Source organism: Hypericibacter sp. (assembly GCF_050729195.1).
Classification (GTDB): Bacteria; Pseudomonadota; Alphaproteobacteria; order Dongiales; family Dongiaceae; genus Hypericibacter.
In genome coordinates this window covers 1-12,899 of sequence record NZ_JBOHKS010000134.1, presented here as the reverse complement: position 1 = coordinate 12,899, position 12,899 = coordinate 1, and the positions used below count along the sequence as shown (strand labels likewise).

Annotated in this window: 12 protein-coding genes; 6 read left to right on the top strand and 6 right to left on the bottom strand. The window is 65.2% G+C overall.

Annotated features, from left to right (window positions below):
• Positions 1–3 precede the first annotated feature (3 nt).
• On the bottom strand, positions 4–1,125 hold the full coding sequence (locus ACREE8_RS10360) for a phosphatase PAP2 family protein (RefSeq protein ID WP_431572913.1): 1,122 nt from the start codon (positions 1,123–1,125) through the stop codon (positions 4–6).
• Between the two features lie 259 nt (positions 1,126–1,384).
• Here ACREE8_RS10360 and ACREE8_RS10355 point away from each other — a divergent pair, with 259 nt between their 5' ends.
• Positions 1,385–1,693, top strand: a complete 309-nt coding sequence (locus ACREE8_RS10355; RefSeq protein ID WP_431572912.1) for a hypothetical protein — start codon at positions 1,385–1,387, stop codon at positions 1,691–1,693.
• Positions 1,694–1,730: 37 nt separating this feature from the next.
• Here the strand turns inward: ACREE8_RS10355 and ACREE8_RS10350 are convergent, their stop codons facing one another.
• A complete protein-coding gene (locus ACREE8_RS10350) occupies positions 1,731–2,609 on the bottom strand; it encodes a LysR substrate-binding domain-containing protein (RefSeq protein WP_431572911.1) in 879 nt (292 codons plus the stop codon).
• A 180-nt stretch (positions 2,610–2,789) separates the two neighbouring features.
• On the opposite strand from ACREE8_RS10350, the gene ACREE8_RS10345 reads away from it, so the two are divergent.
• From ACREE8_RS10345 to ACREE8_RS10335, 3 genes are all read left to right on the top strand, one after another.
• Complete coding sequence (locus tag ACREE8_RS10345; RefSeq protein ID WP_431572910.1) at positions 2,790–4,373, top strand: ABC transporter substrate-binding protein; 1,584 nt, start codon at positions 2,790–2,792, stop codon at positions 4,371–4,373.
• Between the two features lie 126 nt (positions 4,374–4,499).
• Complete coding sequence (locus tag ACREE8_RS10340) at positions 4,500–5,717, top strand: mandelate racemase/muconate lactonizing enzyme family protein (RefSeq protein WP_431572909.1); 1,218 nt, start codon at positions 4,500–4,502, stop codon at positions 5,715–5,717.
• Between the two features lie 13 nt (positions 5,718–5,730).
• Positions 5,731–6,651 carry an NAD(P)-dependent oxidoreductase gene (locus ACREE8_RS10335; RefSeq protein ID WP_431572908.1) on the top strand — a complete coding sequence of 307 codons (921 nt, stop codon included), beginning with the start codon at positions 5,731–5,733 and terminating at the stop codon, positions 6,649–6,651.
• 116 nt (positions 6,652–6,767) lie between these two features.
• Here ACREE8_RS10335 and ACREE8_RS10330 read toward each other — a convergent pair whose 3' ends face one another.
• The 4 genes from ACREE8_RS10330 to ACREE8_RS10315 all read right to left on the bottom strand — a co-directional run bounded on the left by ACREE8_RS10330 (position 6,768) and on the right by ACREE8_RS10315 (position 11,059).
• Complete coding sequence (locus ACREE8_RS10330; protein ID WP_431572907.1) at positions 6,768–8,069, bottom strand: sn-glycerol-1-phosphate dehydrogenase; 1,302 nt, start codon at positions 8,067–8,069, stop codon at positions 6,768–6,770.
• A gap of 22 nt (positions 8,070–8,091) precedes the next feature.
• Positions 8,092–9,555, bottom strand: coding sequence for a xylulokinase (locus tag ACREE8_RS10325; protein WP_431572906.1), 1,464 nt, complete (start codon positions 9,553–9,555; stop codon positions 8,092–8,094).
• A gap of 7 nt (positions 9,556–9,562) precedes the next feature.
• Positions 9,563–10,225 carry a class II aldolase/adducin family protein gene (locus ACREE8_RS10320; RefSeq protein WP_431572905.1) on the bottom strand — a complete coding sequence of 221 codons (663 nt, stop codon included), beginning with the start codon at positions 10,223–10,225 and terminating at the stop codon, positions 9,563–9,565.
• Positions 10,226–10,291: 66 nt separating this feature from the next.
• Positions 10,292–11,059, bottom strand: a complete 768-nt coding sequence (locus tag ACREE8_RS10315) for a DeoR/GlpR family DNA-binding transcription regulator (protein WP_431572904.1) — start codon at positions 11,057–11,059, stop codon at positions 10,292–10,294.
• A 246-nt stretch (positions 11,060–11,305) separates the two neighbouring features.
• Here ACREE8_RS10315 and ACREE8_RS10310 point away from each other — a divergent pair, with 246 nt between their 5' ends.
• Together ACREE8_RS10310 and ACREE8_RS10305 are read left to right on the top strand one after the other, a co-directional pair.
• A complete protein-coding gene (locus ACREE8_RS10310) occupies positions 11,306–12,511 on the top strand; it encodes an ABC transporter substrate-binding protein (protein ID WP_431572903.1) in 1,206 nt (401 codons plus the stop codon).
• Positions 12,512–12,599: 88 nt separating this feature from the next.
• On the top strand, positions 12,600–12,899 hold a 300-nt coding region (locus ACREE8_RS10305), incomplete at its 3' end, for an ATP-binding cassette domain-containing protein (RefSeq protein WP_431572902.1).

The window sequence follows — 12,899 nt, the reverse complement described above, 5'->3', positions numbered from 1 at the left end:
GGATCAAGCCGGTTTGGGTTTTGGCGCGGCAGCGACGGTGCGACGGGCGAGCCAGCCGCTGGCCTTCCAGATCAAGAAGGCGCCGGCGATCGCCGCGAGCCCGTCGACAGCATAGTGCCAGCCGAGATGCACCGATCCGAGCGCGATCAGGATGAAGAAGCCGGTAAAGAAGATCCCGACCGGGCGGGAGTGGCGCCAGCCGACCAGTGCGAAGAGCATTGCCATGGCGACATGGAGGCTCGGCATCGCCGAGATGCCGGAGCCCAGCATCAGATCCCGCTGCGAATGGACGATCCACAGCAGTTCCTGCGTCGCGACCGACAGAACGGAAAACTGCTGGTCCGCTTCACGCAGATAGGTCATGAGCGGTCCATAGGGATCCGGGCCCTCGACCACGCGTCCGAAATAACACGGACCCGCCGACGAGAGGAGAATCGCGCCGACGCTGCCCAGAAGAATCCAGGTGAGGAAGGTTGCGTAGAAATACTGCACGCGCAAACGGTGGTCCTGCAACGCGAAGGCCTGCCACGCCATGACGAAGGCGAGAATCAGGAACCACAGCGCATAGGCCCAGGAGATGGCCGCCGTGATGAGGGGTTGCCCCAGTACCGGATGCAGCAGTTCCCAGGGGGCAACGCCGCCCAGCAGCCAGCGATCCCATTGCTCGAAGGTCCGATCCCAGCTGAAGGGATTGAGCAAGGGAATGGTGGATTTGACGAGGGTGAAGGTCCCGCCGAAGAGCGGGAGGCAGAGCAGGATCGGCAGAGCCGAGGCGATCCGTTCCGGTGTCGCCAGGATGGTGCGGAAATCCTGCTTGAACCGGGCCAGAGGTCGTTTGGGGCGCTCGGTCACGATCACGCGGATCACATGGCAGATGATCAGATAGACGATCATGTTCGGCACGAACACGACATAGGTCGGCACATTGAAGTAGAGCGAGGCGAAGCCTTCTATGCCCGCGAGATTCGCCAGGACGATGCCGCCGATGAGGAAAGCGAAAACCAGGGCGAGGATGGGAGCGCTGCTGCGAAAAGAGCGCGGAAGCTCGCGCGTGAATCGCGCCAGCCAGGACGAAGCGGAGGAACGGGCCAACAGCTCGACCTTGGCCGGAAATATGCTGCTCATCGACGACGCTTTCCCTGGATTGCGAAACCAGAGAATCGGCGGGAAATCGTCAATTTCCCGTCAACCCGCGGTTAGCTTCCCTTTGGGCTTCGGCCCATGCTTTCCCCCAACATCTCTCTAGGTATTTGATATAAATAGCATTTTTAGATCGCGGGCATCGGAGGCGACGTCGGAACCGGCGGCGGAAGTCACTCGTTCTCAAAGGAGGCGGGCGCCAGCCCCTGGCGCCGGCGGAACTCATGCGGGAGAGGGTCCAGCCATGAATGCCGGTTTCACGTTGGATGAACTGCATCGCCGTCTGGCGGCCCTGGATCAGAACCTGGCCGCGGCTGCCGATCGCATCCTGGAGGGCGGTGCCGCGACGGCGAATCATCAGCGCCAGGTCGAAGTGCTGCGGCTCAAATCCAGCCTGCTGCGCCAGCGACTCATCGAGGCGAAATCGGTGCCTTGGGACGACATCAAGGCCAGTCTGCATGCCGATTGGGACGGTCTGTCCGAAAATCTCGAGCGCTGGATCAAGGATATCGACAAGGATTTCCAGAACGGAAGGCGCGAACCTTCGCTTTGATCTGCGTGCGGAACATCTTTCCCCCCTGCCGGAACGATCAGGCGCTCGCCGCCTGCTCCATGATCCAGTCGCGGAACAGCCGCACCTCGGGCTTCAGCGCCTTCTCGTCCTCGCGAAACAGGAAATAATGGGCATTGTCCTGCGGCAGCTCCATGTCGAAGGAGCGCTGCACGCGATTGGCGGTGATGAAGCGTTCGGCGAAGCAGCGCAGCACGATGGTGTGACCCATCCCCGCCTCGACCAGCTCGAGCGCCGCCATGGAGGTATCGACCGTCACCAGCTGACGATGCATCGGGATTTCCAGTCCCGTCAGCTCGAACAGCCGCAGCCAGTAATCCTCGAGCCCCATGATGAGGATCAGGTTCTCCTCCTGGATGTCGGCGGGGCGCGTGACGCGCGATCCGATCGGGCTCACCGGCACCGAGGGAACGCGAAACAACAGCTCTGACCTGAACCCCGCCCAGCTGCCATGGCCATAGCGGATATCGACATCGATACGGTCCGCGGGCAAGGCATCCGCCCAGATGGCGGAGTGGAGCCGCAGGCGGATGTCCGGATAGGCGCGGCAGAATTCGGGCAGCCGGGGCGCCAGCCAGAGCACCGCAAAGGAAACGGGAACGCGCAGGTTCAGCACCGTCTCCCCGATCGGACCGAACAATCCCGTGGTCGAGGCGGAGAGCTCGTCGAAGGCCTTGCGGACCGGTGTCAGATAGGCGCGGCCCATCTCCGTGAGTTTCAGATGGCGCGGCAGCCGCTCGAACAGCGGATAGCCCAGCTGCTTCTCCAGCGAGCGGACCTGATGGCTGATGGCCGCCTGGGTCAGCCCCAACTCCTCCGCGGCCGCCGTGAAGCTGGCATGGCGCGCCGCGGCCTCGAAAGCCCTGAGCCAGACCATGGAAGGCAGCCGATAGGCCATCGAGCGACTCCTGTAGCCATACAAATCCAAAAATAAAACAGGGTCTTATTACGATAAACCTTCATTTGATTTGTGCAATCCCATCCCTTTAGGCTCAGATCGACCAAATGGCGGCGTTAGGCCCCCGGAGGCCGACGTCGCCTGAACTCGGGTGCAATGAACCGGACAAGGGGGATCAGCATGGATTTGAACCTGATGAAGCGGCTCGTCGCGCAGGGACGCATGTCGCGCCGCGACTTCATTCAGCTCTCGGTCGCGACCGGCCTCACCGTTGCCGCCGCCAACACCGCCTTCGTTTCCGCGGCCCGCGCCGAGCCCAAGAAGGGCGGCCGGTTCCGTATCGCGGTCGGCAGCGGCGCCACCACCGACACGCTCGATCCGGCTCTCTATCCCGACACCTTCAACGGCATCTGGGGCTGGGCCTCGCTCCGCTCGAGCCTGACCGAGGTCCAGGCGGACGGCAGCATCACCGGCGACGCGGCGGAGACGTTCGAGGCGTCGAAGGGCGCCACGGAGTGGGTGTTCAAGCTGCGCAAGGGCATTCAGTTTCATGGCGGCAAGACGCTCGACGCCGACGACGTTGTCGTCTCGATCAATCATCATCGCAGCGCCGATTCGAAATCCGCCGCCAAGTCGCTGCTGACGTCGGTCACCGACGTCAAGGCAGACGGCAAGGACACGGTCATCATCACGCTCTCGGCCGGCAATGCGGACTTCCCCTATATCGCGTCCGACTATCACATCCCGCTGATGCCGGCGAAGGACGGCAAGGCCGACTGGCAGTCCGGGGACGGCACGGGTCCCTACAAGATGAAGACGTTCGAACCCGGCGTGCGCGCCGAGGGCGCCCGGAATCCGAACTACTTCCGCGACACCTGGTTCGACGAGATCGTCGTGCTGCCCATCCTCGACGTGAATGCGCGCACCAACGCGCTCGTCACCGGCGAGGTCGACTATATCGACCGCGTCGATCTCAAGACGATGAGCCTGCTGCAGCGCAACGACAAGATCGGCATCGCCGAGGTCAGCGGTTTTGCGCACTACATCGCGCCGATGATCACCAACGTGGCGCCGTTCGACGACGTCAATGTGCGCCTCGCGCTCAAATACGCGATCGACCGCGAGCAGATCGTGAAGAAGGTGCTGCTGGGGCATGGCTCGGTCGGCAATGACAGCCCGATCGCACCGGGCATGCCCTTCTATGCCGATCCGTCGCCGAAGCACGGCTACGACCCGGACATGGCCAAGTCATACCTCAAGAAGGCGGGCTTGAGCTCGCTCAAGGTCGATTTGTCGGCAGCCGACGCGGCTTTCGCCGGCGCGGTCGACGCGGCGCAGATCATGAGGGAATCCGCTGCCAAGGCCGGCATCGATATCAACGTGATCCGCGAGCCCAACGACGGTTATTGGGATGCGGTCTGGATGAAGAAGCCCTGGTGCCTGGGTTACTGGAGCGGCCGTCCGACGGCGGATCTCATGTTCACGACGGCTTACGCGGAAGGCGCCGCCTGGAACGAGACCTTCTGGAAGAATGCCCGCTTCAACGAGCTGCTGGGCACGGCGCGTTCCGAGCTCGACCAGGCCAAGCGTGCCGATATGTATCGCGAGATGCAGCAGATCGTGCATGACGACGGCGGCGCCATGGTGCTGATGTTCTACAACTATGTCGGCGCCCACGCGAAGAATGTCGCTCATCCCGACAAGCTCGCGCGCAATTGGGATGTGGACGGTCTGAAGATCACTCAACGCTGGTGGTTCGCCTAGGCGCGGATTGACCGCAATCGGGGTCCGGTTCCCCGGCAAGATCGCCTTTGGGAACCGGCCCTCACCCTGGCGCTGCGTCATCGGATCGCGGCGAACGCTCCATCCTTGCGCCGAAAGAGACATGTCATGAAGATCACCGATCTGAAGACTTTCGTGGTCGGCAACCCGCCGCCGCTGGCGGGCGGCCGCTATTTCATCTTCGTCAAGCTCGTCACCGACAACGGCATCGAAGGCATCGGCGAGGTCTATAACGCGACCTTCAAGCCCGAGGTCATCGTCGAGATGATCAAGGACGTGTTCGAGCGCCATGTGCTGGGCATGGACACGTTCCGGATCGAGACGCTCTGGCGCAATGTCCATGGCCGCGGCTATTCGATGCGCCCCGACATCTCGCTGATGGGCGTGCTGTCGGGCCTCGAGACGGCGCTCTGGGACATCAACGGCAAGGCGCTCGGCAAGCCGGTCTATGAGCTCTTGGGCGGCAAGGTGCATGAGCGGCTCCGGAGCTACACCTATATCTATCCGCGCCCCGAGGATGGCGGCGCCTATTCCAACTCGCCGGTCTATAGCGATCCGGATGCGGCCGCCGCGCGCGCCCTTGAATACCTCGCGATGGGCTTCACCGCGCTGAAGTTCGATCCCGCCGGCGCCTATTCGACCTTCGATCCGCGCCAGCCCAACCTCGAGGCGATCGAGCGCTCGGCTCTCTTCTGCAAGCGGCTGCGCGAGGCGGTCGGCACCAAGGCCGATCTGCTGTTCGGGACCCACGGGCAGTTCACCAGCTCGGGCGCCATCCGCCTGGCGCGCGCGATCGAGCCCTACGATCCCTTGTGGTTCGAGGAGCCGACGCCGCCGGAGATGCCGGAAGAGATGGCCAAGGTCGCGCGCCAGACGACGATCCCCATCGCGACCGGCGAACGGCTCACCACCAAATACGAGTTCAAGCGCGTGCTGGAGCTGGGTGCTGCCTCGATCCTGCAGATGGCGCTGGGTCGCGTCGGCGGGCTGCTGGAAGCGAAGAAGATCGCCGGCATGGCCGAAACCTTCTACGCGCAGGTGGCGCCGCATCTCTATTGCGGGCCGGTCGAGGGTGCCGCCAACGTCCATCTCTCCGCCGCGATCCCGAATTTCCTCGTGCTCGAGAGCATCGAGCGCTGGGACGGCTTCCACGCGAAGATCCTGAAGAAGGGCATCCGCTGGGAGGAGGGCTATGTGATCCCGCCGACCGAGCCGGGCCTCGGCATCGAGCTCGACGAGGCCGTGGCGCTCGCCCATCCCTGGAAGGGCTCCGATCTTCATCTCGTGCCGACCTATCGGCCGATCGACGGCTACGGCCGGCAATAGGCGGAGCATCATCATGCGTTACGGCTATATCGGGCTCGGCCATCTGGGTGGCCATCTGGCGGCGAGCCTGCTCAAGGCGGGCTTTGCGGTCACCGTTTATGACATCGACCGCTCGCGAGGGCATCGCCATCTGGCCATGGGTGCCGCCTGGGCCGAGAGCCCCCGCGAACTGGCCGACGGCTGCGATGCGGTCTTGACCTGTCTGCCTTCGCCGGCGGAGTCGCGCAAGGTGCTGGCGGGCCCCGGCGGCATTCTCGAGGGCTTGCGGCCCGGCGGGACCTGGATCGAGATGAGCACGCTCTGCCGCGACGACATCATGACCCTGGCGGCGCTGGCGGCACCCCGCGGCATCTCGGTGCTGGAGGCGCCCGTGACCGGCGGCGTCCATCGCGCCGCGACCGGCGACATCACCATCCTCGGCGGCGGCGAGAAGGACCTCTTCGAGCAGCACCGGCCGGCGCTGCAGGCGATGGGCGGCGAGATCTTCCATATGGGCCCGCTGGGATCGGCCTCGATCATCAAGGTCATCACCAACATGCTGGCCTTCATCCATCTGGTGGCGGCCGGCGAGGCGTTGATGCTGGCGAAGCGCGGCGGTCTCGATCTGGCGAAGGCGTTTCATGCCATCAAGGCCAGCTCCGGCAACAGCTTCGTGCATGAGACCGAGAGCCAGCTCATCCTCAATGGCAGCTACGATATCGGTTTCACCATGGATCTGGCGCTGAAGGATCTGGGCTTCGCGATGAAGTTCGGCGAGGAGTTCCGCGTGCCGCTGGCGCTCGCCGGCCTGACCCAGCAGCTCTTCAAGCAGGCGCAGCAGACCTATGGCGGCAACGCCTGGTCGACGCAAGTGGTGAAGCTCCTGGAAGACGCGCTCAAGACCGATCTGCGCGCCCCCGGATTCCCCGCGCGGCTCGGTGAGAGCACCATTTAGATTCCCCTCCCCCTTGTGGGGGAGGGTTAGGGAGGGGGATGACTCGGTATCGCGTCTTCCCCCTCCCTGGCCCCCCGTTCCCGGGGGAGGGGACAGACTTTCATCAGCTCTCGGGTTCAGATCCGGTCGGCCAGCTTCTCAAGCCGGCCGCTGTCGGCCGCGAGATCGAGGAAGGTGTAGCGGTTGCGGATCTCGCGCGCGTGGCGCAGCGCCGTCCGATAGAAGGGCTCGGGCCAGCCGATATCCTGCGGCTTCATCGGCGCCTTGGCGCGGGCGAGCGCCTTTTCCAGCAGCGACACCGGATAGATCACCTCGGCGATGGTGGCGCGGATGCGCTGCCAGCGCTCGGCGATGCGCTGGTTGAGGGCAGCCGCGCGGGGGGCGTCGAGCCGCTTCTGCGCGAACTCGGCCCAGCAGGATTTGCCGATGGCCTCGCCAAAGCGTTCGACGAAGTCGGCCTCGCTGTTGCGATCGGGTGCCAGCTCGGGCGGCGGCCCTTCGAGCATCGCTTCCTGCAGCCGCGCCATGCTGAGGGTGGTGACGCCGATCTGCTCGCCATGGAACGAAGCGGGCCAGCCGTGATCGCCCAGCATATCGGCGTAATGGCTGATGAGATGCTCGCCCTGGCTCGCCGGCTGGCTGTTGCCATGGATCGCGGTGCCGAAGCCTGAGAGCAGGAGTGTGCGCACCAGCCGCTCCATGGCGCCGATATCGCCCGCGACCAGCGCGTCGGTCTCCTCCAGCATCGGCAGCTCGTCCGCCGCCAGCAGGACGAAGGGCATGTTGCGATAGGGCTGGTCGAACAGCAGATGAGCCAGGAGCCAGTCGGCCTGGGCGGTCGGGCGGCAAAGCGAATCGCCGAGCCCCGAGCGGATCATGCGCACGGGCGCCGCCGCCATGACCGAGAGATCCATGAAGGCGCCGACCGGCGCTTGGGCCGTCAGGGATTTCTTGTGGCCATGAACGGTGATCGCCGCATTGACGGAGGTATAGCCGTTCATCGAGGGCGCGGTGCCGAACACGACATAGGGCTTGCGGTCCTGGGCACTCGCATATTTGCAGAGATCGTTGATCGAGCCCGATCCCACGGCGACCAGCGCATCGGCGCTCGCCGTCGCCTCGCGGATCGTCGCGACGGTTTCGCCGTCGGGATGGGGACGGTTCGGCAGGATCACGCTCACCACCTCGCCCTTGGCGGCGAGCGCGCGCTCGACCCGCGCGCCCAGGATCTCATGGGTGGTGCGGTCGCTCACGACGGCCAGGCGATTCCCCAGCCCCAGCGGAGCCACCAGCTCGCCCTCGACGCCGGCGAGCGATCGCGCCATCACGACCGATCGCGTCGCCACCCGAAGCGGGGCGCCGCCATCGGGATCGGGATAAGTACCCGAGACGATCTGCGCGAGGATATCCTGTGTCACCGCGTCCAACTCCTGAAGCCAGTCATCGCGCCGGCAGGGCCGGTTCGTAGAGGGGTTTGAGCGCCGCGAACAGGCGGCGATAGCGATCATAGGCGTCGTCATAGACGGCCTTGTGGCCGGGCACGGGCTGCAAGGTCTGGCGCGCGCCGCTGACCAGCGCCGCCGCTTGCCGGAGATCGGCGATGCGTCCGGCAGCGACGGCCGCGAGCATCGCGGCGCCGACCGGCGAGCCGTCGATCTCCGGCGGCACTTGCACCGGCAGGCCCGTCAGGTCGGCGCGGATCTGGCCCCAGATGCGGCTTCGCGCGCCGCCGCCCAGCAGCAGCAGCGAATCGGTCCGGAGCCCCATCTGCGCCAGCCGGTCGGTGACGTCGCGCATGGCGAAGGCGCAGCCTTCGAGAACCGCACGGGCCCAATGGGCGCGGCCATGCGACGGTGTCAGCCCGTAGAAGCAGCCGCGCGCCGCCGGAACCCATTCGGGCGCCATGGCGCCGGTGAGCGCCGGCAGGAACAGCAATCCGTCGGCACCGGGCGGCGCTTCGGCCGCCAGCTCATCGAGCGCCGCGAAGCTGGCGGTGCCCAACAGCTCCTTGAGCCAGACCAGGGCGCCGCCGCAGAGCCAGCCCGGATTCTCGATCAGATAGGCGCCACCCGGATAGGCGTGCGTCTCGACCAGGCTTTCCTGGTCGATCGTGGGTTGAGGGTGGATGGCACCCACCACTTCGCCCGTGCCCAGCACCACCACGACCGGACCCGGATCGACGACACCGGCACCCAGCGTCGTCGAGAAATCGTCGCCGGTGCCGACGGCCACGGGAATGCCGGCGGGCAATCCGGTGAGAGCCGCGCCTTGCGACGTCAAGCTGCCGGCAGCGTCCGCGGCTTCGGCCAGCGGCGGCAATTCATGCTCCTCGATCCCGAAGAGGCCGAGCAGGGCGGGATCGTAACGGCGATCCTTCAGCGAATAGACCATGCTGGTCGAGGCCAGCGCGTGATCCATGACCGCGCGGCCGGTCAAGCGTTCGACCAGATAGGAGACCGGCTGGTGGAAACGGCAGATCGAAGGATCGCCCTGCTGCTTGAGCCAGCGGATCTTTGCCGCCATATGGCTGGCGTCCAGCACCAGCCCGCCGGTGGCGCGCACGGTCCCGGCCGGGATCGAGGCGGTTTGGGCCTCGGCGCGGCGGTCGATCCAGATCAGACAGTTGCCGGCAGCCTGCCCCTTGTCATTGACCGGCACGCAACCGTCGAGCTGGCCGCAGATGCCCAGCGCCTCGATCTGGCCCGGTCCAACGCCCGCCTGCGCCAGGGCGGCCGCGATCGCCGGTCCCAGCGCGCGTTCCCACAAGCCCGGATGCTGCTCGGCCCAACCGGGCTGCGGGAAGCTCGGCTTATAGGCCTCCGCGGCGCGGCCACGGAGCTTCAATGCGGAGTCAGCGACCACCGCCTTGAGGCTTTGCGTGCCGACATCGACGCCGACGATCATGAGGCTCTCAGCAGCATCCCGTGACGGTAGTCTCTTTCGTCTGGCCGTAGCCGCGGAATTTCTCGATCACCCTCTGGATCTCGGCATCAGGCAAGATCTTCGGCTTGCCGATCTGCAGTGCCCGCCAATATTGCGCCGCCAGGGTCTCGACCTCGACCGCGAGCCACATCGCCTTCTTGAGATTGGGCCCCAGCACGATCATGCCATGATTGGCGAGCAGGCAGGCGAGGCTTCCTTTGAGCGCCTTCAGCGCATTGTCCGCGGTCTCCTGCGTGCCATAGGTCGCATAGGGCGCGCAGCGGATCTTGCTCCCGCCGGTCGCGGCGATCATGTAATGCACCGCGGGGATGTCGAGATGCAGGCAGGAGAGCGTCGCCGCGAACATCGAATGGGTATGGACCACGGCGCCGACCTCGGGCCGCGTCTTCATCAGGTCGCGATGGAACCGCCATTCGCTGGAGGGTTTGCGCTTGCCTTCATGGGTGCCGTCGAGATGCATCACCACGATGTCGCCGGGCTTGGTCTCCTCATAGGTCATGCCCGAGGGCGTGATCAGGAAACCTTCGGGCACGCGCACGCTGATATTGCCGGACGTGCCCTGGTTGATGCCGCGGGCGTTCATGTTGATGCAGGCGGCGACGATCTCCCGCCGCAGGGCTTCATGCTTCATCGTTCATCTCCAATCAGAAAAGCGGTGGCGTGGCGGTCCGGAACCGGTCGCGGACAGCGGGTCTCATCAGTCCTCGCTGCCGACCACGAGCAGCTCGAGCGGCAGATTGGCAAGTGTGGCGGCGGTGGCGGGGTCGGGCCGCCGGTCGGTCACCAGATGCGTGACCTTGTCGAAATTGTCGACGCGGACCGGGGCGTAGCGGTTGAACTTGGTGTGGTCGGCGACCACGACCGGCGTGCGCGCGGATTGCAGCATCAGGCTGTGCAGCTCGCCTTCCTCGCGGGTGTAGTCCATGAGCCAGCCTGCGGGCGAGATGGCGCCGGCGCCGATGAAGACGAAATCGGCGAAGTAATGCGTCAGCATGGTGGTGGCGTCGCGGCCCAGCGTGGCGCCGTTGGCGGGCTGCACCTCGCCGCCCAGCATATAGACGCGGTTCTTGTTGTGTCCGACGAGCTTGCTGCAGCTGGAAATGTTGTTCGTGAAGATGGTCAGGCCCTCGCGCGTCAGCAGCGCATCGGCCACGCTCTGCATGGTGGTCCCGCTGGCGAGGATCACCGAGGCGCCGTCGGGAACGAGGCTGGCCGCGAGTCGTCCCATGGCGCGCTTGCCCTCGACATTGGTGACCTGGCGCACCTCGATCTCGGGCTCGTTGCGCTCGAGCGAGAGCGCGCCGCCATGGGTCTTGCGCAGCCGGTTGCGCTCGGCGAGCAGCAGCAGGTCGCGGCGCACGGTCTCGCGCGACACCTTGAGCTTGCGCTGGATCTCGGTGATCGAGACCGACCCGCGCGAGTTCACCATCGACAGAATCTGGTTTTGCCGTTCCTCGGCTAACACGCTTGTTTCCTCTCGTCCGTCCCGTCGCCCCCGCCTGTCTCTATAGCCGGCGCCGGCGATTCGGGTGCGTGCCCCTTCGAGGATTTCTGCCGGTCCGGCGCCCAGGGAATGGGCACCGCCGCCCCTCGATGAGGCATTTTTAGCACTATATTGCATTTAGTAGCAATTGTGTTGCAATCTGTGGCGGTCAAGAAGATGGCGAACGCCATCGGCCGGCCTGCCGGCACCCCACAGGGAGAGAACGCCATGTCGATTTCTCATACGAGACTGCGCATTGCTTCGTCGGCGCGCCGCGCCGGCACCACCCGCCGGGCACTGCTCAAAGGCGCCGCGATCGCCGGCGCGGGATTGGCTTTCCGTCCGATGGCGCCTTTCATCAGCAATGCCGAGGCGGCGACACCGACCTTGCGGCTGCTGATGTGGCAGCCCTACGCCATCAACGAGACCATCGCCGAGTTCGAATCGAAGTTCGGCGCGAAGTTCGCGCCCACCTTCTTCGACGGCAACTCCGAGGCCTTCAACAAGATGAAGGTTGGCGGCACCAAGGATTTCGACATCGTCCAGGGCGACGGCTTCTGGCCGCGGCTCTATTTCCGCCAGGGTCTCACCCAGGCGGTCGATTACGGCAAGATCGGGAGCATGGCGAACGTGTTCCCCGATTTCCTGCCGCCGAAATTCCCGCTGCTCGCCGACCCGTCGGGCGAGCATAAGGTGGCGGCGCCCAATTGCTGGGGCGGCTACGGCATCACGGTCAATTCGAGCCAGGTCGCCGCGGGCGATATCGGCTCGATCAGCCTGCTGCTGAACGAGAAGTACAAAGGCAAGATGTCGACCAACTCGCGCTTCGAGGAGAACATCGCGCTGATCGGCATCCTCGCCGCGACCAATCTCGGCACCATCTCGGGGCCCCGGCCCGACGGCAATCCCTTCAATCCCTACAATCTCACCGATGCCGAGCTGGAGGAGACCAAGAAGCTCCTGATCCAGCAGAAGAAGCTGCTGCTCACGCGCTATCAGGACTATGACGCGCTCGACCGCCTGATGCGCGGTGGAGCGGTCTGGGCCGCGCCCGAGTTCGCCGAGACCTATCGTCATCTGACCGTGCTGAAGCAGGACGGCAAGCTCGATTTCGATATCCAGCACGTCCTGAAGCCGAAGGAGGGCGGGCTGGGCTGGGTCGATACCTGGATGATCAGCTCGGGCGCCGATTCCGAGCGGGTGGAGCTCGCCCATCACTGGATGGACAGCTTCCTCAAGAAGGACAATTACGTCCGCGTGGTGCGCAGCACCGGCTATGGCGGTACCGTCGATCTGCGCGACCTGCTTTCGCCCAACGAGATCGAACTTTACTTCCAGAATCGCAGCAGCGAGGCTAGCCAGCTGCATATGTTCGATCAGCCCTCCTCGCCCGAGAAGTGGGAGCGGATCTGGTCCGACGTCGAGGCATCGTAACGTCGGGGGACGTTCACGGAGCCGGGCCGCCCCGCCAAGGGGCGGCTCCAATATTCTGGATCGGTCAGTCGAGGCGAGTGGGAGAGCTGTGCCAAACGCAACGCTGAAGCTTGAGTCCGTCGGCAAGCGCTTCGGCCCGATCACGGCCGTCGACGGCATAGACCTGACGATCGATCGCGGCGAGTTCTTCACGCTGCTGGGGCCCAGCGGCTCGGGCAAGACGACGCTGCTGCGGATCATCGCCGGGCTCGAGCCGCCCGATACCGGACGCGTGCTGATCGCCGGGCGCGATGTGACCGATCTGCCGCCCTATGGCCGCAATATCGGCATGGTGTTCCAGAACTTCCTGCTGTTCCCGCACAAGACCGTCGCCGAGAACATCGTCTTC

Coding starts and splice junctions, on each gene's coding strand:
- ACREE8_RS10360 (WP_431572913.1), bottom strand. CDS start 1,125: ATGAGCAGCATATTTCCGGCCAAGGTCGAGCTGTTGGCCCGTTCCTCC.
- ACREE8_RS10355 (WP_431572912.1), top strand. CDS start 1,385: ATGAATGCCGGTTTCACGTTGGATGAACTGCATCGCCGTCTGGCGGCC.
- ACREE8_RS10350 (WP_431572911.1), bottom strand. CDS start 2,609: ATGGCCTATCGGCTGCCTTCCATGGTCTGGCTCAGGGCTTTCGAGGCC.
- ACREE8_RS10345 (WP_431572910.1), top strand. CDS start 2,790: ATGGATTTGAACCTGATGAAGCGGCTCGTCGCGCAGGGACGCATGTCG.
- ACREE8_RS10340 (WP_431572909.1), top strand. CDS start 4,500: ATGAAGATCACCGATCTGAAGACTTTCGTGGTCGGCAACCCGCCGCCG.
- ACREE8_RS10335 (WP_431572908.1), top strand. CDS start 5,731: ATGCGTTACGGCTATATCGGGCTCGGCCATCTGGGTGGCCATCTGGCG.
- ACREE8_RS10325 (WP_431572906.1), bottom strand. CDS start 9,555: ATGATCGTCGGCGTCGATGTCGGCACGCAAAGCCTCAAGGCGGTGGTC.
- ACREE8_RS10320 (WP_431572905.1), bottom strand. CDS start 10,225: ATGAAGCATGAAGCCCTGCGGCGGGAGATCGTCGCCGCCTGCATCAAC.
- ACREE8_RS10310 (WP_431572903.1), top strand. CDS start 11,306: ATGTCGATTTCTCATACGAGACTGCGCATTGCTTCGTCGGCGCGCCGC.